The organism is Luteibacter sp. CQ10, from assembly GCF_040900725.1.
Lineage (GTDB): Bacteria > Pseudomonadota > Gammaproteobacteria > Xanthomonadales > Rhodanobacteraceae > Luteibacter.
On the sequence record NZ_JAEUYM010000001.1, the window covers coordinates 350,431 to 373,305 of the forward strand.

19 protein-coding genes are annotated in these 22,875 nt (G+C 68.0%); 10 read left to right on the forward strand and 9 right to left on the reverse strand.

Annotated features, from left to right (window positions below; translation table 11 throughout):
* Positions 1-52: 52 nt before the first annotated feature.
* Entirely contained in the window at positions 53-628 is a 576-nt protein-coding gene (locus JNG39_RS01670) for a YggT family protein (protein WP_368309289.1), read from the reverse strand.
* On the reverse strand, positions 625-1,449 hold the full coding sequence (proC, locus tag JNG39_RS01675; protein WP_368309290.1) for a pyrroline-5-carboxylate reductase: 825 nt from the start codon (positions 1,447-1,449) through the stop codon (positions 625-627). The genes JNG39_RS01670 and proC overlap by 4 nt, the downstream gene beginning before the upstream one ends.
* Before the next feature lie 117 nt (positions 1,450-1,566).
* Here proC and JNG39_RS01680 point away from each other — a divergent pair, with 117 nt between their 5' ends.
* Both JNG39_RS01680 and JNG39_RS01685 read left to right on the forward strand, forming a co-directional pair.
* The gene (locus JNG39_RS01680) at positions 1,567-2,604 is read left to right on the forward strand and encodes a type IV pilus twitching motility protein PilT (protein WP_247373786.1); all 1,038 of its coding nucleotides are present in this window, start codon (positions 1,567-1,569) and stop codon (positions 2,602-2,604) included.
* A gap of 126 nt (positions 2,605-2,730) precedes the next feature.
* Positions 2,731-3,897, forward strand: a complete 1,167-nt coding sequence (locus JNG39_RS01685) for a PilT/PilU family type 4a pilus ATPase (RefSeq protein ID WP_368309291.1) — start codon at positions 2,731-2,733, stop codon at positions 3,895-3,897.
* Between the two features lie 232 nt (positions 3,898-4,129).
* Here JNG39_RS01685 and JNG39_RS01690 read toward each other — a convergent pair whose 3' ends face one another.
* From JNG39_RS01690 to JNG39_RS01710, 5 genes are all read right to left on the reverse strand, one after another.
* Positions 4,130-4,498, reverse strand: a complete 369-nt coding sequence (locus tag JNG39_RS01690) for a BON domain-containing protein (protein ID WP_368309293.1) — start codon at positions 4,496-4,498, stop codon at positions 4,130-4,132.
* A gap of 225 nt (positions 4,499-4,723) precedes the next feature.
* Positions 4,724-6,472, reverse strand: a complete 1,749-nt coding sequence (locus tag JNG39_RS01695) for a hypothetical protein (RefSeq protein WP_368309294.1) — start codon at positions 6,470-6,472, stop codon at positions 4,724-4,726.
* 102 nt (positions 6,473-6,574) lie between these two features.
* A complete protein-coding gene (locus JNG39_RS01700) occupies positions 6,575-7,501 on the reverse strand; it encodes an aspartate carbamoyltransferase catalytic subunit (RefSeq protein WP_368309295.1) in 927 nt (308 codons plus the stop codon).
* Positions 7,502-7,535: 34 nt separating this feature from the next.
* Positions 7,536-7,952, reverse strand: a complete 417-nt coding sequence (ruvX, locus tag JNG39_RS01705; protein ID WP_247373794.1) for a Holliday junction resolvase RuvX — start codon at positions 7,950-7,952, stop codon at positions 7,536-7,538.
* Between the two features lie 4 nt (positions 7,953-7,956).
* Positions 7,957-8,523, reverse strand: a complete 567-nt coding sequence (locus tag JNG39_RS01710) for a YqgE/AlgH family protein (RefSeq protein ID WP_368309296.1) — start codon at positions 8,521-8,523, stop codon at positions 7,957-7,959.
* Positions 8,524-8,613: 90 nt separating this feature from the next.
* Here JNG39_RS01710 and JNG39_RS01715 point away from each other — a divergent pair, with 90 nt between their 5' ends.
* Positions 8,614-8,943: a hypothetical protein gene (locus JNG39_RS01715; protein ID WP_368309297.1), complete on the forward strand. Its 330-nt coding sequence runs from the start codon at positions 8,614-8,616 to the stop codon at positions 8,941-8,943.
* A 116-nt stretch (positions 8,944-9,059) separates the two neighbouring features.
* On the opposite strand, the gene JNG39_RS01720 is transcribed toward JNG39_RS01715, so the two are convergent.
* A complete protein-coding gene (locus JNG39_RS01720; protein ID WP_368309298.1) occupies positions 9,060-9,920 on the reverse strand; it encodes a TonB family protein in 861 nt (286 codons plus the stop codon).
* Positions 9,917-10,858 carry a glutathione synthase gene (gene gshB, locus JNG39_RS01725; protein ID WP_368309299.1) on the reverse strand — a complete coding sequence of 314 codons (942 nt, stop codon included), beginning with the start codon at positions 10,856-10,858 and terminating at the stop codon, positions 9,917-9,919. The genes JNG39_RS01720 and gshB overlap by 4 nt, the downstream gene beginning before the upstream one ends.
* 231 nt (positions 10,859-11,089) lie before the next feature.
* Here gshB and pilG point away from each other — a divergent pair, with 231 nt between their 5' ends.
* The 7 genes from pilG (at position 11,090) to JNG39_RS01760 (ending at position 22,872) form a co-directional block, all read left to right on the forward strand.
* Positions 11,090-11,491, forward strand: coding sequence for a twitching motility response regulator PilG (gene pilG / locus JNG39_RS01730; protein WP_283248523.1), 402 nt, complete (start codon positions 11,090-11,092; stop codon positions 11,489-11,491).
* A 38-nt stretch (positions 11,492-11,529) separates the two neighbouring features.
* Positions 11,530-11,904, forward strand: coding sequence for a response regulator (locus JNG39_RS01735; RefSeq protein WP_144911281.1), 375 nt, complete (start codon positions 11,530-11,532; stop codon positions 11,902-11,904).
* Positions 11,905-11,911: 7 nt separating this feature from the next.
* Positions 11,912-12,457, forward strand: coding sequence for a chemotaxis protein CheW (locus JNG39_RS01740; protein WP_247373801.1), 546 nt, complete (start codon positions 11,912-11,914; stop codon positions 12,455-12,457).
* Positions 12,458-12,590: 133 nt separating this feature from the next.
* Complete coding sequence (locus JNG39_RS01745; RefSeq protein WP_368309301.1) at positions 12,591-14,624, forward strand: methyl-accepting chemotaxis protein; 2,034 nt, start codon at positions 12,591-12,593, stop codon at positions 14,622-14,624.
* Between the two features lie 4 nt (positions 14,625-14,628).
* Complete coding sequence (locus tag JNG39_RS01750) at positions 14,629-20,688, forward strand: Hpt domain-containing protein (RefSeq protein ID WP_368309303.1); 6,060 nt, start codon at positions 14,629-14,631, stop codon at positions 20,686-20,688.
* A complete protein-coding gene (locus JNG39_RS01755) occupies positions 20,681-22,378 on the forward strand; it encodes a chemotaxis protein CheB (protein WP_368309304.1) in 1,698 nt (565 codons plus the stop codon). Before JNG39_RS01750 ends, JNG39_RS01755 begins: the two co-directional genes overlap by 8 nt.
* Positions 22,375-22,872, forward strand: a complete 498-nt coding sequence (locus JNG39_RS01760; RefSeq protein ID WP_368309305.1) for a chemotaxis protein CheW — start codon at positions 22,375-22,377, stop codon at positions 22,870-22,872. Before JNG39_RS01755 ends, JNG39_RS01760 begins: the two co-directional genes overlap by 4 nt.
* Positions 22,873-22,875: the final 3 nt, after the last annotated feature.

Genomic DNA, 22,875 nt, shown 5'->3' on the forward strand with positions numbered 1-22,875 from the left:
CTACCGAAGGGGTGGGAGCCGATCGTATCGGCGAAAGCCGGCGGCAGCCGGCTCAACCCCCCAAAAACATCCGCAGGCCCAGGTCCTGGAGCGGCCGCGCCACCAGGATGCGCGCCAGGAACAACCCCAGCAGCACCACCGTGGGCGAGAAATCCAGCCCGCCCAGGTTCATCCGCCCGCGCAGCGGCCGCACCAGCGGTTCGGCCAGGCTGGAGATCAGGCGCGCGACGGGGTGGTAGCGGTCGGTGGCGAACATGCTCATCAGCGACCAGGCGAACACCAGCACGATCCAGGTGAGCAGGAAGAAGTCGAGCGTGTCGGCGATGCCGACGATCAACAGGCCCACCGGCGAGGGCATCATGCCGGCCAGCGCGGCGCGCACCAGCCACTTGAGGCATTCCAACACGACCACGATGAGCAGCGCGCCCGTGTTCACCCGGCGCACCGTCGGCAGCACCTTGCGCAGCGGGCGCAGCACCGGGTTGGTGAAGCGGTAGAGGAACTGGCAGATCGGGTTGTGGAAGTCCGCGCGGAAGGCCTCGGCGAGCAGGCGCAGCACGAACAGGGTGACGAGGGCGCCGAAGACGACCCCGAGGATCAGGTCGAGGGCGTTGGTCAGGTAATTCACGAGTGCGATTCCATCTGTTCGGAAAGTTCGGCGCCACGGCGGCGAGCCGCGTCGACGGCGCGCGCCACGATGGCGGGGAAGTGGTCGGCCTGGAAGCTTTCCAGCGCGGCCTGGGTGGTGCCGTTGGGCGAGGTCACGCGCTGGCGCAGCGTGGCGGCGGTCTCGCCGCTCTCCACGAGCATGCGCCCGGCGCCCATGGCGGTCTGCGCGGCCAGGGCGCGAGCGGTCTCACGCGACATGCCCTGGGCGAAAGCGGCATTCTCCAGGGCTTCGGCCATCAGGAAGAAATAGGCCGGGCCCGAGCCGGACACGGCCGTGACGATGTCGATCTGGTCTTCGTCCGGCACCCACACGGTGAGTCCGGCGGCATCGAGCACGTGCTGGGCCTCGGCCCGCTGCGGCGCGCTGACCCGGGCGTTGGCGTAGAGCCCGGTGGCGCCCGCGCCGAACATGGCCGGGGTGTTGGGCATGCACCGCACCACCGGCAGGGCGGCGTCGAACCAGCGCTCGATCTGGGCGATGCGGATGCCCGCCGCGATGGAGATGACCATCGGCCGGTATTTCTGCACCGCCGGGCGCAGGCCCTGGCAGACCTTGGCCAGCATCTGCGGCTTGACGGCCAGCACCAGGATGCCCGCGCCCTCGGCGGCGTCGAGGTTGTCGGTGTAGGTGGCCACCCCGTACTCGCGGGAGAGCTCCTGGAGGGCCTCGGCGCGGGGTTCGGCCACGGCGATGCCGCCCGGCTGGGCGCCGTGGCGGATCATCCCGGCGATGAGGGCCGTGGCCATGTTGCCGCCGCCGATGAAGGCGATCCGATTCATGTGGGTTTCCGCTCCGTTCGCGACGCTTTTCACAGACCCCCGAAGCATATATGGCTTGCGCCTTGCCGCCGACCCCCGGGCATGCTTACCTATGGCCCTTACGAACAGGGGACACCGATGGACATCGCCGAACTCCTTGCCTTCTCCGTGAAGAACAAGGCCTCCGACCTGCACCTTTCCGCGGGTCTTCCGCCGATGATCCGCGTGGACGGCGACGTGCGCCGCATCAACATCCCGGCGCTGGAACACAAGCAGGTCCACGCGCTGATTTACGACATCATGTCGGACAAGCAGCGTCGCGACTACGAGGAGTTCCTCGAGGTCGACTTCTCCTTCGAGATCCCCGGCCTGGCCCGCTTCCGCGTCAATGCCTTCAACCACAACCGCGGCGCGGGCGGCGTGTTCCGTACCATTCCCTCCGAGGTGCTCACCCTGGAAGACCTGGGCGCCCCGCGCATCTTTCGCGAACTGATCGAACAGCCTCAGGGCCTGATCCTGGTCACGGGGCCGACCGGCTCGGGCAAGTCGACCACGCTGGCGGCGATGGTCGACCACATCAACAAGAACGAATACGGTCACATGCTGACCGTGGAAGACCCCATCGAATTCGTGCATACCTCGCAGAAGTGCCTGGTGAACCAGCGCGAGGTGCACCGCGACACCCACGGTTTCAACGAGGCGTTGCGTTCGGCGTTGCGCGAGGATCCCGACTACATCCTCGTGGGCGAGTTGCGCGACCTGGAAACCATCCGCCTGGCGCTCACCGCCGCGGAAACCGGCCACCTGGTGTTCGGCACGCTGCATACCTCGTCGGCCGCCAAGACCATCGACCGCATCATCGACGTGTTCCCGGCGGGCGAGAAGCCCATGGTCCGCTCCATGCTCTCCGAGTCGCTGCGCGCGGTCATCTCGCAGTCGCTGCTGAAGAAGGTGGGTGGCGGGCGCATCGCGGCGCACGAGATCATGGTGGGCATCCCGGCCATCCGCAACCTCATCCGCGAAGACAAGGTGGCGCAGATGTACTCGGCCATCCAGACCGGCCAGCAGTACGGCATGCAGACGCTCGACCAGAACCTGCTCGACCTGGTCAAGCGTGGCCTCATCACGCGCCAGGAAGGCGCGATGTACGCCAAGAACAAGGAAGGTTTTCGGTAAGTCGGCCCCACGGGCCTGTGAGTCGCGGCCGATGGCCGCTGGGAACAGTAAGTAAAACGGCTCTTGCTGACGGTTTACGCTTCACGAAGTCCCGGCGCCGCCGGGACTGGCTTACGGACACCCCCTATGAGCGAATTCGATTTCACTTCCTTCCTCAAGCTGATGGTGCACAAACAGGCGTCGGACCTGTTCATCACCGCCGGCGTGGCGCCTTCGATGAAGGTGCAGGGCCGCATCGTGCCCATCACGCAGAGCCCGCTGTCCGCGCAGCAGTCGCGCGACATGGTGCTCAACGTGATGACGCCCGCGCAGCGCGAGGAGTTCGAGAAGACCCACGAATGCCAGTTCGCGATCAGCGCGTCGGGCATCGGCCGTTTCCGCGTATCGTGCTTCTACCAGCGCAATTGCGTGGGCATGGTGCTGCGCCGGATCGAGTCGAAGATTCCCTCCGTGGACGAGCTGAGCCTGCCGCCCGTCGTCAAGCAGCTGGCGATGACCAAGCGCGGCATCATCATCTTCGTCGGCGGCACGGGCACCGGTAAGTCGACCTCGCTCGCGGCGATGATCGGCTACCGGAACCAGAATTCCACCGGTCACATCATCACGATCGAAGACCCGATCGAATACGTGCATCGCCACGAGGGCTGCATCATCACGCAGCGCGAGCTGGGCATCGATACCGACAGTTGGGAAAACGCGCTGAAGAACACGCTGCGCCAGGCCCCCGACGTGATCATGATCGGCGAGGTGCGCACGCGCGAGACGATGGAGCATGCCATCAACTTCTCCGAAACCGGTCACCTCTGCCTGTGCACCCTGCACGCGAACAACGCCAACCAGGCGCTCGACCGCATCCTGCATTTCTTCCCGGAGGATCGCCGCCAGCAGTTGTTCATGGACCTGTCGTTGAACCTCAAGGGCATCGTCGCCCAGCAGCTCATTCCCACGCCCGACGGCAAGGCGCGTCGCGTGGCGGTGGAAGTGCTGCTCGGCACGCCGCTGGCGCAGGACTACATCCGCCAGGGCGAGGTGCACAAACTGAAGGAGCTGATGCGCGACTCCAACCAGCTCGGCATGCGCACCTTCGACCAGAGCCTCGTGGAGCTCTTCCACGCGGGCGAGATCTCCTACGAGGACGCCCTGCGCCACGCTGACAGCACCAACGAGGTACGCTTGCGCATCAAGCTCGCCCAGGGTGGCGATGCGCATACCCTGTCGCAGGGCCTGGAAGGGGTGGAGATCGAAAAGACGGACGATCGCAACGGGTTCAACGGCGGCGTATTGCGGCGTTGAGCGTCAAAAGCCGAATCGTCGCCTTCGCGAAAACCGATCGCATCGCGCTAGGCCCCTGCGTACGCAGGGGCGACGTGAGGCGAGCTCCCCGGCCCGTACGTACCGAGCCGTCGCTCCTGCGCACGCAGTAGCCCAGCGCGATGAGTCCGCTTTTCGCCATGCGGTGACAGGCTGCACGGGGCACAAAAAAAGAGGGCGCCCGAAGGCGCCCCAAGATCCGTGCCGTGACGGATTAGTTGCCGGCGGCCGCCGAAACCGTCAGGCCGCTCGCATCGACGCTCTTCACGCCCTTGATCTTCTTGGCGATCATCTCGGCGTGGCTCTTCTCCTTCGCCGTGGCGACGGTACCCGTCAGGGTGACGACGCCTTCGGTGGTGCTCACCGAGATGTCGGTGGCCTTCACGCTCTTGTTGGCGGCGAACTCGGACTTCACCTTCGTGGTGATCCAGGTGTCGTCGGCCTTGCCGGCGACGGTCTGGTTGTCGCCCTTCGACGAAGCCGCGGCGGAGTCCTGGGCATACACCTGCGCAAACGGCGCCGTGCCGAGACCGGCAACGAGGGCGGCAGCGAACAGGGCCTTACGGAGGTTGGCATGGTTCATGGGTGAACTCCTTGGTTACTCGAAATGGTCTGGCGAATGCCGCCACGGAACTCGTGTCGGCCAGATCGCGGTGCTATGGAAACAACGCATCCGTGAACGGTTCGTGCGCAAGAAAGCGGATCGTTCAGCTTCGCGCATGGCATGCCGAGGACGCTTTCTTGACACAAAAAAAAGGGCGCTCCACAGGAGCGCCCTTGATCGTTTCGAGCGAGCGAAGAACGGCGGTTACTTGTATTCGACCGAACCGCTGAACACGAGGCCCTTCTCGTCGACGTGCGCTTCGCCGCCCACCTGCACCACGCGCGATGCCTGCTGCTTCATGGCGTCGAACTGCAACTTCGAGCGCTCGGCGGCCGCCGCGTTCGCGGCCTGGTCGGCCGGCGCATCGTCGGCGTTGGCGGCTTCGGCCATGCCCGCCGCATAGGTCTGCGCCTTCTCGGCCATCACGTCGACCCAGGAGCGGTACATGTCGCCGGTCAGGTGCAGGCGAACCATGCGGCCGGCGTCGCCCAGGGCGCCCATCAGCGCGCCGTCGAGCTTGTTGTCCTCGCCGTCGCCCAGGCCGATGGCGATGGCCTGTCCGTTCATGGCGGCGAACGTGGGCATGCCGAGGGTGGCGCTGATGTTCGGCGGCAGCGGCACCGGCTTACCGTCGCTGGGCACCTTCAGTTCACCACCGGTGAGGGCGCCGGCCATCGCCAGCAGGCCCGACGGGTTGCGCGTGGCGATCACCACGCGACCGGTCATCGCGGGCAGCTGCGCGGCGCTGGCGGCCGGCTTGAACGAGTCGAGCATGATGCGCACGCCGCGGATGTCGCCGAACGGCGGAATGGCCGCCTGCTGCATCGTCGAGCCGAGCTTGGCGAAGCTGTCGTTCATGCCGGTGAAGGCCGGGCACTCGAACGGCTTCGCGGCCACGGCTTCGGACTGCGCGGTGAAGAACGTGCGCAACTGTTCCACCGGCAGCGCGAGGCTCAGGTCGAACGGCTCCTTGGCTTCGCCACCCAGGCCGGGCAGCTCGACCTTGAGGCCCGAGAAGGCCTTGGTGATGTCGTCGGCGAGCGCCACGTCGATGCGCTGGTCCTGATGGTGCAGGTCGAGGCGGGTGTAGCCGAAACTGATCGAGGGCACGCGTGCGGCGATGCGGGTGGCCTCGGCCTGGCATGACGGCGGCAGCGGCGGGATCGGCTCGCCGGTCTTCTGCGACTGGTGCTTGAGAAAAGTCGCAAAAAGCGGGTCTTTGCCCGTAGCGACCAGGGGCAGCAGGCGGGTGAGGTCGACCTGGCCGACGGCGTAGTTCTTGTAGTCCTTTTCCTTGGCGAGATCGGCGAGGCGACCGTCGTCCTGGAGGCTCTTCTCAGGGCGATCGACGCCCAGCGCCTGGCGGATCGCCGGCTGCGCGGCGTCGGCCGGCAGCAGCGCCGCCACGGCCTGCTTGCCCACGGTGGCGATCACGACCTGGATGCCCGAGTCGGAGAGGGCGACATGGCGATAGGCCTGGCCACCCGCATCGGCGGTCTCGAGCTTCTTGCCGTAGGCGGTCTCGAGGCGGCCCACGAAGGCCTCCCACTTGGCGGTGTCGGCCAGGGAAATGCGTACGACCGGCGACAGGCCGACGCCGTAGACGGCCGTGCCGCTCTTGACGTCCAGGCCCATGGCGTCGATCGCGGCCTCGGCCTTCTTGCCGTCGAATTCGGCCGCGACGGCGCGCAGCAGGCGGGCGCCATCGGCGTTGCCCTTGGTGTCCAGGTCCTGTGCCAGCGACTTCATCTGGGCCACCTGGCCCGGAAGCTCGGCGTCGGCCTGGATCATCATGGCGTCGTAGACGCCGTCGTCGAGCTTGTCGAGGTTGGCGAATACGTAGGGCGTATCGGCCGGCACGAAAGCCAGCGGTGCATCCTTGTCCTTGTGGCCGCAGGCCGCCAGCAGCACGCTGGCGACGCCGAGTGCGAGAAGTCGCTTCGTCGGTCGCATCTTGTATCCCATTGTTCAGGTTGGTCCCTTGGAGGGGCCATTATGCCGGAACGTCGTCGGCGGAAAGCGCATCCCCGGATACGGATGCGCAAATTCCTGCCGTCAGCGGCCCATCACTTCGGCCAGCACGGCCATGCGCACGAACACGCCGTTGCCCACCTGCTCGAGAATGCGTGACTGCGCGCCGTCGGCGACCTCGGGGGCGATTTCGATGCCGCGATTGATCGGGCCCGGGTGCATCACCAGACAACCCTTGGCGGCGCGGGCCAGGCGCTTCGTGTCGAGGCCGTAGCGCTCGAAGTAGGCGGCTTCGTCGGGCAGGTCGGTGGCGGCCATGCGTTCTTTCTGAAGGCGCAGCATGATCACGGCGTCGACGCCTTCGATGGCCTGGTCGAAATCGTCGTGGTAGGTGACGCCCTTGAGTTCGCCCTCGGCGGGAAGGAGCGGGGCCGGACCGACGATGCGGATGTCCTTGGCGCCCAGCGCATGGAGCACGTGCACGTCGGACCGGGCCACGCGCGAGTGGCGCACATCGCCGCAGATGGCGACCTTGAGCTTGCGGAAGTCCGCATGGTGGTTGCGGATGGTGAGCGCGTCGAGCAGGCCTTGCGTGGGGTGCGCGCGATTGCCGTCGCCGGCGTTCACCACCGATACGCCACTCATGGCGTGCTTGACCAGTTCTTCCGGCGTGCCCGACACCTTGTGGCGCACCACGATGGTATCCAGGTGCATGGCTTCGAGCGTGTGCAGGGTGTCGAAGAGTTCTTCGCCCTTGGCGGTCGAGGACAGGCCGATGTCGAAATTGATCACGTCGGCGCCGAGCCGGCGCGCGGCCAGTTCGAACGACGTGCGCGTGCGGGTGGACGGTTCGAAGAACAGGTTGAGCACGGTGCGGCCGGCGAGCAGGTCGAGCTTTCGCGTACCGTGCGCGGTGGCTTCGCGCATGCTTTCGGCACGATCGAGCAGGCGTTCGATGGTGTCGCGCGGGAGGTTCTCGAGGGTGGTCAGATGGCGCAGGCGGTGTGACATGACGTCCTCAAGCGGTGGATGGAAATCGTGGGGTTCACGAGACGAGGTACGACTCGAGAATGACGGCGGCGGCTTCGGCGTCGATGGACTGGGCGTCGGAGCGTTTGCGCGTACCGGCGGCGCGGCCCGCGGCGAAACGGCGAGCGGCTTCCTGGGAGGTCATGCGCTCGTCGCAGAACGCCACCGGCAAGCCGTAACGCTCGCCCAGCCGCTCGGCGAAGCGGCGCGCGGTGCGCGACATGGGTTGTTCCTTGCCGTCGTCGTCGAGCGGCAGGCCGACCACCAGGGTCTCGGGCAACCACTCGCGACGCAGGGTGTCGAGCGCCTGCCAGTCGGGCTCGCCGTCGCGCACGCCGAGCGTGGCGAGCGCCCTCGCCGTGCCGGTGAGGCGGTTGCCGACGGCGACGCCGACGATTTTGGTGCCGACATCGAAACCGAACAGGCAGCTCATCGGGTCAGGCGTGCCCGGCGTAGCCGGTGAGCTGGGATGGATCGTCCACGCCCAGGTTGCGCGCGGCGGCCAACCAGCGTTCGTCGAGCGGCGTGTCGAAGACGATGCGCTCGTCGGCCCGCGTGGTGAGCCAGCTGTTGTCCATGACTTCCTGTTCGAGCTGCCCGGCGTCCCAGCCGGCATAGCCCAGCGTGACCACGGCACGGCGGGGGCCGTCGCCCCGGGCCATGGCGACGAGGATGTCGCGCGAGGTGGTGACCGACCAGTCTTCATTGACGCGGTAGCTGGAATCCCAGTTGCCGTGTTCGCGGTGCAGCACGAAGCCTCGCTCCTGCTGGACCGGTCCACCGATGAGCACGGGGTAGTCGGCGATCTCGGGATCGTCGCACTGCAACTTCATCTGGGCGAGCACATCGCCGAGGCGGTATTCGGAAATCTGGTTGATGAGCAAACCGACCGCGCCGTCGTCACCGTGCTGGCACAGGAACGCGACGCTACGCGCGAACGGCGGTTCGGTCAGGGAGGGCATCGCGATGAGGAATTGCCCTGCGAAGGTATGGGGGTTGCTCATGGGTCGATTGTAGCCGTTACGCGCGTGACGTGCGTCGGGGTTCAGGCGTCCCAGGCTACCGTGTGCGCCCGGTCACAAGGAGGCAGGTTCATGGGAAAGATGATGTTTGCAAAAGGTTTTCTTGGCGTCGCCATTACGTTGGCGGCCGGCGCGGCGGCCGCGTCGACGCCGGCGGCCTGGAAGGCCTATGACAAGAAGGTGGTCGACGCCTGCGTGGCCGCGAGCGGCCTGAAGGGGGCCGCGCCGGTGGGCGGCCCGATCCAGTACGACGACCGGGTGCCGGTGACGGCGCTGGTGCTGGCGGGACGATACCCGCAGAAGCACATGAAGAACGCGCCGGGGCGGGAATTGTGCATATGGGACCGCAAGGCGGAGAAGGCGTACGTCAGCGAGGCGGACCAGCTGTTGCCCTCTCGGTAAGCCGGACGGGCTCGCGCTGCCGGGTTCGCCGATGCTCCCACCCTCCGGTAGGCACATGGCGGAAATCTCGCTACCGAAGGGGTGGGAGCCGATCGTATCGGCGAACCCAGCGTGCCTCAGTAGTTGCGCAGCACGTTACCCGGCAGGAACTGCCACGTCCGTGTGATGTAGAGCTCATCCACCCGGTTCTTGTCCGCCGGCAGCGCGGGGAAGGGCGCCGAGAGGCGCACGATGCGCACGGCGGCATCGTCGAGCAGCTTCCGGCCCGAACTCTTGATCACGTCGATGCTGTGGATCGAGCCGTCGCGGTTCAGTCCCACGGTGAGCACCAGTTCGCCGTGGACCCCGTTGCGGCGCGCTTCGTCGGGGTAATTGAGGTTGCCCACGCGCTGCACGCGATCCACCCAGCCTTTCATGTAGGCGGCGTAAGCGTATTCACGGGTGTTGGACGAAATGAATTTCTTCTTCGGCCGCTTGGCGTAGGCCTCGGACTGGTCGCGCACCTCGGCGGCCAGCTTCGCCATCTCCAGCTTGCGGCGCACGTCCTCGTCGGACTCCGGCAGCGGCTGCGGAGGCTGCTCACGGCGCTCCTTGCGGGTGTCCACGGCGAACGATGCCCGGCCCGTCGTGGTCACCAGTTGGGTCGGCGTGCTCTCGTGCGGCGCGGGCGCCTGGGCGTCCTTCGGCTCCGGGGCCAGCCCGGCGTTGGGCGTGGGCAGGGGGCCGGATACCGGTTCGGCCGGGCGCATGGCCTTGTCGTGCTCGCCGCCGCCGCTGTTGCTGGCCTGGGCGAGGAAGTCGGCCTTGTCGGGCTGTTCGGCGTTGGCCACGTCCACGAGGGTGACGTCCAGCGTGGGCACGCTGGGTTTGGGCTTTTCCGTCTCGAAGGTGATGCCGAGGATGACGATACCGTGCAGCAGCAGCGAGAACAGCAATGTGGCGCCGAACAGGTCGGCGCCGGTGGCGCGTGTGGTCATCGGGCCTCGATCGCGTCGAACAGCAGCCCGGGGATGTTAATGCCGAATTGCTTCTCCAGTTCGCGGATGCCGGTGGGAGATGTGACGTTGATCTCGGTCAGGTAGTCGCCGATGACGTCCAGGCCCACGAAGCGCAGGCCGCGCTTGCGCAGCTCCGGCGCCACCTGGGCGGCGATCCAGCGGTCGCGCTCGGACAGCTCGATGCCCTCGCCCCGGCCGCCGGCGGCCAGGTTGCCACGGAATTCGTCGCCCTGCGGGATGCGGGCCAGGGCGTAGGGCACCGGCTCGCCGTCGATCAGCAGGATGCGCTTGTCGCCCTTGACGATCTCGGGGATGTACTTCTGCGCGATGGCGAACTGGCTGTTGCCGTCGAGCAGGGTCTCGAGCATGGAATTGAGGTTGCCGTCGCCCGCCTTCACCCGGAAGATGCCGCGCCCGCCCATGCCGTCCAGCGGCTTGAGTACCACCTCGCCGTGCTCGGCGACGAATGTCCTGAGTTCGTCGCGGTCGCGGGCGACGAGGGTGGGCGGGATGCACTGGGGAAACTGCAGGGCGAACAGCTTCTCGTTGCAGTCGCGCAGGCTGCGCGGGTCGTTCACGACGTTGCAGCCGGCCTTTTGGGCCGCCTCCAGCACCATGGTGTCGTAGATGAACTGGGAGTCGACGGGCGGGTCCTTGCGCTGCAGCACCACGTCCACGTCGCTCAGCGGGCGCCAGGCGGCCTCGCCCAGGGTGAACCAGCCGGACGGGTCGTCTTTCACCCAGAGGGGGCGCAGGCGGGCCCAGGCCTCGCCGCCGCGCAGGGCCAGGTCGCCCTGTTCCATGTAGAGCAGCGAATGGCCACGGCGCTGGGCTTCCAGCAGCATGGCGAAGGTGGAGTCCTTGGCGATCTTGATGGCGCGGATGGGGTCCATCAGGACGGCGACGGATAGCGACATGGCGGGCGGGTCCGGTTCGTGGAGGCAGGCAGTTTAGATGGGGCGTCACCTTTTAAGAACAATTCTCCTTGACGCCATCCGTACCAACCTTTAAACAGCGGAGCATAAGGGTGGCCCACGAGCGGCCCGCCGGCCCCCGGGGCCGGACTTTCGACCTGGCGCACGGAATGACCGGCGGTAACCGGTTATCCTGCGGCGGATTTGCGGTTTTTTGCGTGGCACGGGGGCGTAGTGAACGACAACGCACGCGGTACCGACCTGGCCGGACTCAAGGTCATGGTCATCGACGATTCGAAAACCATCCGACGCACGGCGGAGACCCTGCTGAAGAAGGAAGGCTGCGACGTCCTCACCGCCGTGGACGGGTTCGAGGCGCTGGCGAAAATCTCCGACCAGAAGCCCAACATCATCTTCGTGGACATCATGATGCCGCGCCTGGATGGCTACCAGACCTGCGCACTGATCAAGAACAACGCCCAGTTCCGCGGTACGCCGGTGATCATGCTCTCCTCGAAGGACGGCCTGTTCGACAAGGCGCGGGGCCGCATCGTGGGTGCCGAGCAATACCTCACCAAGCCGTTTACCCGCGACGAACTCCTCGGCGCGATCCAGCGTTTCGCGACGGCCCACTGATTACTCACGCAACCGACCAAAGACGTCCAGGGGGACGTGTGGCAAATATCCTCATCATCGACGACTCGCCCACCGACGTTCGCGTGTTCACCACGCTGCTGGAGAAGGCGGGCTTTTCCGTTTCCAGCGTCGACAACGCCGAGGCTGGCATCGAACGCATCCGCGCGGGCAAGCCCGATCTCGTGATCATGGACGTGATCATGCCGGGCATGAACGGCTTCCAGGCCACGCGCACGCTGAGCCGCGACCCGGCCACGGCCGACGTGCCGGTGGTGATGATCACCACCAAATCGATGGAAACCGATCGCGTGTGGGGCCTGCGCCAAGGCGCCAAGGCCTTCATCACCAAGCCGGTGAACGAGAAAGAACTGCTTTCGACCATCAACGGTCTGCTGTCGCAACGGACGCACTGAGGCTTCCATGAGCGAGAACGCGGCACTTACCCCCTTCGAGCTGCTCGCCCACTACGAGCGGGCGTGCGTGGCCCATTCGGCCGGCGCGCCCGAACGCGTGGAGTCGGAGGGGCTGTGGCGCGGCATCGGCTTCCGCGTGGGGCGCCGCGCGTTCGTCAGCGGCATCGACGAAATCAACGAACTGCTCGCGGTGCCGCCGCTGACCCACGTGCCGGGCGTGCAGCCCTGGCTGATGGGCGTGGCCAACGTGCGCGGCAACCTCGTGCCGGCCATCGACCTGGGCCGTTTCCTGTTCGACGAGCGCACGCCGTCGTCGGAGCGCACGCGCCTGCTGCTGGTACGCCAGCACGGCGGCACGGTGGGCCTGCTGGTCGACGAGGTGTTCGGCCAGCGTACGATGGACGACGCACGGCGCGGGGAGGGCGAGGACGAGTCCGATCCGAGGCTGTCGCGTTTCGTCACCGGGAACATCCAGCTCGGCGAGCAGTCGTTCGGGCTATTCAGCATGAGCCGCCTGGTTCGTGCGCCGGATTTCCGGCAGGCGGCGCTCTAGGGCGCCTCGGTAGGGGGACGGCGGCCCTCGCGGGTCGCCGGTACAGGATACGCGCGGGTCCGTCCCGCGTTGGGAACGCGAGGGGCGCCCCGTCCGGGGTCGCTTCGTCTGGCCAGGTTTGGGTGAGGTGGATATGAGTACGACAGCAAGCGGCGCGGGCCGGGAACGCGGTTACACGATCGTCATCGTGTTCCTTCTCCTGGCGATCGGTCTGGCGTCGGTCGACTTCTGGTGGCTCAACAACAAGAACGGCGAAGACCGCGAGGCCATCGCGCTCACCACCCAGGTGCAGGTGCTCTCGCAGCAGACCGCGAAGTACGCGCTGGAGGCCTCCGACGGCAACCGCGATTCCTTCCGCGAGCTGTCGGCCACCCGCAACACCATCGATTCGGCCGTGCAACGCCTGGTCAAGGGCGACGGGAAGACCGGCATGCCGGCCTATGCCGACGCCAACGCCACCCAGGCCGGCCGCTCTATCGGCGCGCTGGCCAACGCCTGGCACCAGCTGGACGCCGACATCGGCAAGATCCTCAACAACCAGGACCTCGTGCTCTCCTCGGGCGAGCGCGCCGACCTCTTCGCCAAGCAGATGCCGCTGCTCAACGCGCGCACCGACGAAGTGCTCAACATCATCCAGCAGAAGAACGCACCCTCGGAGCAGACCTTCACGATCGCCCGCTGGATGCTCATGGCCGACCGCATGATCCGCCGCGTGCAGGAAATCCTGCAGGGCGGCGACGCGGCGCAGTCGGCCGCCGACGGCCTCTCGCGCGACGCCCAGCTCTACGGTTCGGTGCTCAAGGGCCTGGTCGACGGCAACCCCGACGGCGGCGTGCGCGCGATGAGCGACGCCAACGCGCGCAAGATCCTCGACGGCATGCAGTCGTCGTGGGCCGAGCTGGTCGACCCGGTGAACCAGCTGGTGGCCGCCTCGCCGAACCTGCAGGACGTCAAGCGCGCCGGCAACCAGGCCTCGCTCGATTCGCAGACCGTGCTGCTGCGCGCGAACGAATCGGCCGACCAGATCGCCAAGCTGCCGCTCACCCGCCTGTTCCCCAATGTCTGGTGGGGCCTGCTCGGTGCCATCGGCGCGGTGCTCTTCGCGCTGCTGCTCGTCTACAACCTCGTGCGCGACCAGCGCCGCCGCTTCGAGACCACGTCGGAGCTGAACCAGCGCAACCAGACCGCGATCATGCGCCTGCTCGACGAGATGGGTACGCTCGCCGAAGGCGACCTGACCATCAAGGCGACGGTCACCGAGGACATCACCGGCGCCATCGCGGACGCCATGAACTCCGCGGTGGACGAGATGCGCAACCTCGTCACCACCATCAACGAGACCGCCGTGCGCGTTTCGGCGGCCGCCCAGGAAACCCAGGCCACCGCCATGCACCTGGCCGATGCGGCCGAGCAGCAGGCGCAGCAGATCAGCTCGGCCACCTCGGCGATCAACCAGATCGCCACCTCGATGGATACGGTGTCCAAGGACTCGGCCGAATCGGCCGACGTGGCGCAGCGCTCGGTGCAGATCGCGTCGCGCGGTGCCGAAGTGGTGCGCGAGACCATCCAGGGCATGGATTCCATCCGTGACCAGATCCAGGAAACCTCCAAGCGCATCAAGCGCCTGGGCGAGTCGTCGCAGGAAATCGGCTCGATCGTGGAACTCATCAACGACATCGCCGAGCAGACCAACATCCTCGCGCTCAACGCCGCCATCCAGGCGGCCTCGGCGGGCGAGGCCGGCCGCGGTTTCGCGGTGGTGGCCGACGAAGTGCAGCGCCTCGCGGAACGCTCCGCCAGCGCCACCAAGCGCATCGAGACGCTGGTGCAGACCATTCAGTCCGATACCAACGAAGCGGTGAGCTCGATGGAACAGACCACCGCCGAGGTGGTGGCCGGTGCCCGCCTCGCGGAAGACGCGGGCACGGCGCTGGGCGACATCGAACGCGTGTCGAACGACCTGTCGGCGCTGATCCAGAACATCTCCGCGGCGGCGCGCCAGCAGTCGGCCGCGGCGACGGATACCTCGGCCACGATGAACGTGATCCAGGAAATCACCTCGCAAACGTCGCTGGGCGCGAGCCAGACGGCCGAATCGATCGGCAACCTCGCACAACTGGCGAACGACCTTCGTCTGTCCGTCGCGAACTTCAAGCTGCCGGGTTGATGCAGTGAGACTCAACGACCACACCGATTTCACCACGCTGCACTGGGTCAAGGCGGAGCTCGACGACGCCCTGGCCAAGGCGCGGCAAGCCCTCGAGTCGTACGTCGAAGATCCCCGCGACGCCTACGTGATGCACACCTGCGCCGCCGACCTGCACCAGGTGCACGGCACGCTGCGCATGGTGGAGCTCTACGGCGCCGCGATGGTGGTGGGCGAAATGGAAGCCCTGGTCGCCGCGCTGATCGACGGCGACGTGGCCCAGCGCGACGACGCCTACGCGGCGCTCATGCGCGGCATGATGCAGATGCCCGATTACCTCGAGCGCCTGCAGAGCGGCCACCGCGACGTGCCCATCGTGCTGCTGCCCCTGCTCAACGACCTGCGCGCCAGCCGTGGCGAGCAGTCGTTGCACGAGTCGGCCCTGTTCACGCCCAACCTCGACGCCCCGCTGCCGCTGGGCGCGCCCGGTGCCGACGATCCGGCCGCCGCCGAAGCCGCGCAGGGCGAGATCGCCGAGCTGCGCCTGCGCTTCCAGCAGCAGCTGCTGGCCTGGTTCCGCGGGCAGGGCGGCGAACGCCAGTTGCTCGGCATGCGCGCCACGCTCGATGGCATCGCCGCGCGTTGCTACAGCATCGCCGGCCGCCGCCTGTGGTGGATCGCCGCCGGTGTGCTCGAAGGCCTGGAGCGCGGCGTGCTGCGCGGCCACGAGAAAGACGTGCGCCAGCTCATCGGGCGCGTCGACCGTTCCATCCGCGAGTTGCTCGACCGGGGCGAGGATGCGTTGCTGGGCGGTGACGCCGAGGACCTCGCCCGCAAGCTGCTCTATTACGTCGCCCAGGCCCGCCCGGGCAGCGAGCGCATCGACGAACTGCGCAACACCTACCGCCTCGACGGGCTGTTGCCGCGCGAATCCGAACTGGAACACGCGCGCGGCTCGATGTCGGGCCACAACCGCGCGCTGCTCGACACCGTGTCGGCGGCGATCAAGGAAGACCTGCTGCGCGTGAAGGAATCGCTCGACCTGTTCCTGCGCCGCCATGACGGCGATCCCGCGCAGCTCGGGCCGCAGGCCGACATCCTCGAACGGGTGGGCGACACGCTCGGCATGCTGGCGCTCGGCGTGCCTCGCCGCGTGGTGGGCGAACAGCGCCTCATCCTCGGCGAGATCGCCGCGGGCACGCGTTCGCCCGACGAGGAATCGTTGCTCGACGTGGCCGGCGCGCTGCTTTACGTGGAAGCGTCGCTCGACGACCACATCGATCGTCTCGGCGCCGAAGGGGAAACCCTGGCCGCGGACGGCGGACCGTCGCCGCTGCCGCGCAGCGAGGCGCGCCAGATCCTGTCCACCCTGATGCGCGAGGCCACGGCGAACACCTCGAAGGTGAAGGACGCCATCGTCGCCTTCGTCGAATCCTCGTGGAACCATGCCCAGCTCGACGGCACGCCCGAACTCATGGGCGAGATCGGCGGCGCCATGCGCATGCTCGGCGCCAACCGTCCCGCCGAACTGGCCGACGGCGTCGGCCTGTTCATCCATCGCGAGTTGCTGGGCGACCGCCGCGTGCCCAACGGCACGCAGATGGACCGCCTCGCCGACGCGCTGGCGGCGCTGGAGTATTACCTCGAGGCGGCGCGCGAGCACCGCGGCGGCCTCGAGCACATCCTCGACGTCACCCAGCAGAGCCTCGCCGAACTCGGCTACTGGCCGCTGCCCTCGACGCAGGAGCCGGACGCGCCAGAACCCGCGCACGAAGCGCTCGGCGCCGAGGCCCTCGACAACATCGAGACGGCGGCGATCGAACACATCGCGGTGCCGTCCACGAGCGAAGACGAAGGCGAAACCGTCTCCAGCTTCGCCGACAGCTTCGACCTGATCGACGAGCCGCCCACCGACGCGGAAGTGGAAGCCGAAGCGGCGGCCGCGTCCGAACCCGAAGCGGCGTCCGGACCCGCCGTCGAGGAAGACTGGGTCGAGATCGAGGAAGAGATCGAGCAGGAAGTCGGCGGCCACGGCATGGCCGAGTTCGCCGGATTCCAGATCACCGTCGACGGCATCGACGACGAGATCCGCGAGATCTTCCTGGAAGAAACCCAGGAAGAGATCGACAACCTCACCGCCGCGTTGGGCCCCTGGTTCGCCGATCCGGAAAAGGCCGAGGCGATGGTGCCGATCCGCCGGTCGTTCCATACGCTGAAGGGTTCCGGCCGGCTCGTCGGCGCACGCCTGCTGGGCGAGTTCTCCTGGAAAGTGGAGAACATGCTCAACCGCGTGCTCGACGGCACCATCGGGCCGCACGAAGGCGTGCAGGCGCTGGTACGCCATGCGGTGGCCGCGCTGCCTGAACTGAAGGCAGCGCTCGAAGGCGCCGGCGCACCGTCCGCACCGATCGCTGCGATCATGGAAACCGCCGATCGTCTCGCGATGGGCGACAACGCCTTCGTGGAAGACGTGGCGAAGCATTCGGTGCACACCGTACGCACGCGCGTGAAGCGCCGCGTGCCGCGCGACACCATCGCCGCCGTGCCGACAGCCGCGTTCGCCTCCTACGGCCAGGCGCCCGCGCCCGCGCCGGAACCGGCGGTCGAGACGCCGTATGCCGCACCGGCCTTGCCGCCGGTGGATGCGGTGCTGCTGGACATCCTGCGTACCGAGGTCGGCCAGTACCTCACGGTGATCCGCGCCAACCTCGCCCGCGCCGGCGAGGGCGAACTGCCGGTGGACGACGGCCTGCTGCGCGCGGTGCATACCTTGCACGGCGCCATCGGCATGGTGGACATCCCCGTGCTCATCCAGGTGCTGGCGCCGCTCGAAGGCCTCCTCAAGCGCGTCCGCGCGTCGGGCGAGCCGTTGCGCCGCGACGGCGTGCAAGCCCTGCGCGACGCGGCCGACCTGGTCGACCACGTGATGGGCCTGTTCGACCTGCCCGAACCGACCGTGCCCGACGTGTCGACCCTGGCCGCGCACATCGCCGCCCTCCGCGACGAGCAGCCCGAAGCCACCGTCGCGCACATCCTCTACGAACCCGACCCGCTGCCGCTGGACGGCGACGAGTCGCTGGTGGAGGTCCACCCGGGCGACGACGCGGCGTTCGTGGGAACCGAGCGCCGGGACGATGGCGACGGCGAATCGTTGGGCCAAGAGGCCCCGATCCCCCTCGACCCGGGCTTCGAAGCCATGCTGGCCGACGAGCTGGCCGCCCACGACGCGTCACCGTCGCTGGACGACGACCTCCCGCCCGTCGACCTGCCGACGCTGGAAAGCCTGCTCGCCGAGGGCGACCTCACGGCCGATTTCCTCGCCGCGTACGACGAGGCCCCGGCCACGCCCGCCGAGGGCGAGGTCAAGCCGATCCTCGCATTCGATGCCGCCGAGGAAGCGAGGTGGCGCCAGCTCGATGCCGAGCCGCTGCCGCAGCCGATGTCGCACGACGGCGAGGTGCTGCACCTGGACGACGGCCTGGTCGAACCGACGACCGATCACCTCGAGGCGTCCGACGATGCCGAGCCTCCCGCGGGAGCCGAGCCTGTCGGCGACGGTGACGCGGTGTCGTCCGAGGTGGCGCAGGACGTGTTCGACCATCCGGTGGACTTCGATGCCATCGACGGCGAGGGCGCCGCATCGTCCGAATCGCCGACGGCGTCGGCTCCCACGGATTCGGTTTTGGCCGATTCGATGGCGGAGCCGCACATCGAATCCGAAACCGCCCTCATCCCCGAGCTCTCGCCCTACGCCGACATCGATCCCGACCTGCTCGAGGTCTTCGTCGAGGAAGGGCGCGAGATCCTCGACCATGCCGACGGCGCGCTTGCCGCCTGGCGTGCCGAACCGCAGCAGCCCGAGCACGTGGCCGCGTTGCAGCGCGACCTGCATACACTCAAGGGCAGTGCGCGCATGGCCGGCATGGCGCCGGTGGGCGACCTCGCGCACGCGATGGAAACCCTGCTCGATGCCGTGGCCGGTGGCCAGCGTTCGAGCGACCGGGCCGGCATCGAGGCGATGGAAACGGGCTTCGACCGCCTGCACGGCATGGTGCAGTCCATCGCCCAGGGCCAGCCGATCGCGCTGACCGACGCCGACATCGAACCGTTCGCACGCCTCGCGGGCGCACCCATCGCCCCGGACACGCTCACCGCCGAGAGCTATCGCGAAGAACGCGAGCCGGTCCTCCCGGTCCGCGAACTCCCCGAACTGCTGCCCGAGTTCGAGGAAGAAGATCTCCAGCGCGGCACGCAGGAGCAGATCCGCGTGCGCGCGGACATGCTCGACACGCTGGTGAACCACGCCGGCGAGGTGTCGATCTACCGTTCGCGCCTGGAACAGCAGACCGCGAGCTTCCGTGCCGCGCTCACCGAGCACGAGCAGACGGTGGACCGCCTGCGCAGCCAGTTGCGCATGCTGGAAATCGAAACCGAAACGCAGATCATCGCGCGCTACCACCAGGAGCATCGCGATAACGCGTCGACCTTCGACCCGCTCGAGCTCGACCGCTTCTCGCAGTTGCAGCAGTACTCCCGCGCCCTCGCCGAGTCGGTTTCCGACCTGGTGTCGCTGCAGACCATCCTCGACGACCTTACCCGCCAGTCGGAAAACCTCCTGCTCCAGCAGCAGCGGGTCAACGCCGAGCTGCAGGAAGGCCTCATGCAGACGCGCATGCTGCCGTTCGACGCCATGGTGCCGAACCTGCGTCGCACGTTGCGCCAGGCGGCGTCCGACGTGGGCAAACGCGCGCAGCTGGTGGTGGAGGGCGCCAACGGCGAAATGGACCGCAACATGCTCGAGCGCATCAAGGCGCCCTTCGAGCACATGCTGCGCAATGCGGTGGCCCACGGCATCGAATCGCCCGAGGCGCGCGAAGCCGCCGGCAAGAACCCGGAAGGCACCGTGCGCATCCGCGTGGCCCGCGAAGCTACGGAAATCGTGGTGCGGCTGTCCGACGACGGTGCCGGCATGGATCGCGACGCGATCCGCGCCAAGGCCATCGACCGCGGCCTGCTGCGCGCGGACGCGCGCGTGTCCGACGAGCAGATCTACCAGCTGACCCAGGTGCCCGGTTTCTCCACGGTGGAAAAGGTCACCCAGGTGGCCGGCCGCGGCGTCGGCATGGACGTGGTCGCCAACGAGATCAAGCAGCTCGGCGGCACGCTCGCCATCGAGTCGAAGCAGGGCGAAGGCACCACCTTCGTGATGCGCCTGCCGTTCACCCTCGCGGTGACCCAGGCCCTGATCGCACGCATCGGCGAAACCAGCTTCGCCATCCCGATGACCTCGGTGCACGGCGTGGCGCACGTCGAGCCGAACGAACTGGCTCATCGCATGGCCGACGAGCATCCCTCGATCGAATACGCCGGCGAGGATTACGTCATCCACGACCTGCCGCGCCTGCTCGGCGTGCACGCGCTGTCGTCGACGGAAGAAGGCGACGTGCCGTTGTTGATCGTCCGCGCCGGCGACCTGCGCGCCGCCATCCGCGTCGATGCCGTGCTCGGCTCGCGCGAAATCGTGGTCAAGCCGGTGGGTCCGCAGGTGAGTTCGGTGCCGGGCGTGCTCGGTGCCACGATCATGGGCGACGGCTCCGTGCTGGTCATCCTCGATCTCGCGCCGCTGGTTCGCCACGGCGTGGCCCGCCAGGCCTTCGAGGCCGAAGCCGCGCGTCCCCAAGCGCCGCGCGCGCAGGACGAAGTGCGCGTGAAGCCGCTGGTGATGGTGGTGGACGACTCGATCACCATGCGCAAGGTGACTGGTCGCGTGCTCGAACGCCACGGCTTCGAGGTGATGACGGCGAAGGACGGCGTGGACGCGCTGGAAAAGCTCAACGAGCGCGTGCCCGACCTCATGCTGCTCGACATCGAGATGCCGCGCATGGACGGCTATGAGCTCGCCACCGCGATGAAGGCGGAAGATCGCCTCGCCGAGGTGCCGGTCATCATGATCACCTCGCGTACCGGCGACAAGCACCGCCAGCGTGCCTTCGACATCGGCGTGAAGCGCTATATCGGCAAGCCGTACCAGGAGAACGACCTCATCGTGCAGATCAACGACCTGCTCGGAGCGCACCATGGCTGACGGCACCACGGCGGTCGCGCTGCTGTTCGACGACGCCGTTCTTTCCGCACACCTGCGCGATGCGCTCGTCGCGCAGGGGGCCCGCATCGTCTACGAATCGGACCTCGCGGCGTTCGCTCCCGCCGAACTGGTCGGCTCGTCGGCCGACGTGGTGGTGGTCGACCTCGACGACCCCAGCGACGCCGACCTGGACCGCCTCTACGACATCGTCGAAAGCGGTTCGCCGCGACTGGTGTTCAACGACGCGGACGCCAGCCGCCATCTCCAGGGATGGGATCGTGCGCGCTGGGCTCGCCACCTCGCGGCCAAGCTGGTGGGGGGCGACGTGCTCGATCCGCCGCGTCCCGACGATGCGCGGGCCATCGAGCCGCGCATCGAGGCCATCGCGGGCGTGTCAGCGCCGGCGGAAGAACGTTTCGTGGTGCCGCTCGACGGCGATCTCGCTATCACCGGCAGCCATGGCTATCCGTCCACCCCGGCGGTTTCCGAGGAACCCCTCGAGGCGGCGGGCATCGTGGACGACGTTGCCGACGAACTGGTGTTCTCGACGTCGCAGCCCGTGTCCGACGAGGACGGGGAGGGGGCCGATCCGGCCGAGCTGGCCGCCGAACTCGAAGCGCTTCTCGCCGAAAACGACGTCGCGCCGCTCGACGCCGGCACGCTGGAAGACGTGCCTTCGCATCCCGTCGAACTCAACGAACTCGCCTCGCTCGGCCTGTCGTCGTTCGAGGTGGTGGACGAAGCGCCGCCGGCGCCTCCCGTCGCCTCCGGATTGCGTCAGTTCGATCTCAGCGGCTTCAGCCTCGAGTCGCTCGACGCTGCGCCCGGCGCGCCGCCGGAGAACACGCCCCCCTTGCAGATCGAAGAGCGCTCGACGCACTACGTGCCACCGCCGGTGCCCGAGTGGGACCTGCTCGACGACGACGCCGTCGCTGCCGAGCCGCCGGCGCCGCGCGCCGCGCCGTCCGAGTTCGGCATCGAAACGCTGAGCGCCGCCGAATTCCTTGCCCACGACGTGGTGGACGACGGCGCCTCGGGCATCGAGCCGGGACTCACGCTCGAACTGGTGTCGATGGAGGAGGCCGTCGCGCCGGTCGTCCAGCCCAAGGGCGATTACTCCCACGAGATGTTCCTCGAGGGCAGTTCACGCGCCGTGCGCCGCGTGGTGGCCCTGGCCGGTGCGCGCGAAAGCGAAGCGGCCATCGCCGGCTTCCTCGCGAAGGTGGACGCCCGCCTGCCCGCCGTGCTGCTCGTCGTGGCCCATCACGATGGCGACAGCGAGGAGTTCGCCACGCGCCTGGGCCGTGGCCGCGTGGCACGCCAGGGCGAGCATGCGGGGCATGGCGACGTGCTGGTGGTGCCGCATGGCAGGCACGTGCAGATTCGCCGCGACGGCAGCCTCACGGTGCGTGACGAGGACGCCGGCGGCCCGTCCATCGACGGCGTGCTGAGCACGCTGGCGGGTGGTTTCGGCACCGACGCGCTGGCCATCGTCTTCGCCGGCCGGGGCAACGATGCCGTGGCCGGTTCGCAGGCCGTCTACGACGCCGGCGGCCGCGTATGGGTGGAGACCGTTCCGGCCGACCAGGAAGCCGGCCACATGGTGGCTGGCGTGCGCGAGGAGCGCGTCGCCGGTTACGCGGGCGACGTGGACGCGCTGGCGCGCAAACTCACCGAGGAATTCCCATGAGCATCAGCGAGCCGCTACCTCGCGAAATCCGCTGCGTGCTGATTCCCAGCGCGGGCGTACGATTGCTGCTGCCGAACGCGGCGGTCGCCGAAGTGATCACCCTGGCCGGCGTCGCGACCGTGGACGACGCGCCGGACTGGCTGCGCGGCCGCATCGAATGGCGCGGCTGGCACATCCCGCTGATCGGTTTCGACCACGTGGCGCCACTGCCGGCCGACGCACCCGCACAGGCGGCCCGCGTCGCCGTGCTCAAGGCCATCGGCAACCGGCCGGACATGCCCTACCTGGCCGTGCTCACCCACGGCTTTCCGCGCCTGACCACGCTCAACGCCGAATTGCTCCTGCCCACGCACGACGGCAGCGACCTGCCGTTCGGGGTGAAGGCGCAGGTGCTGGTGAGGGACGACATGGCGGTGATCCCGGACCTCGAGGGGATCGAGGCGGAACTGGTGCACATGCGGGCGGCCGACGAACTGGCGGCCTCGGCCTTGTAGGTT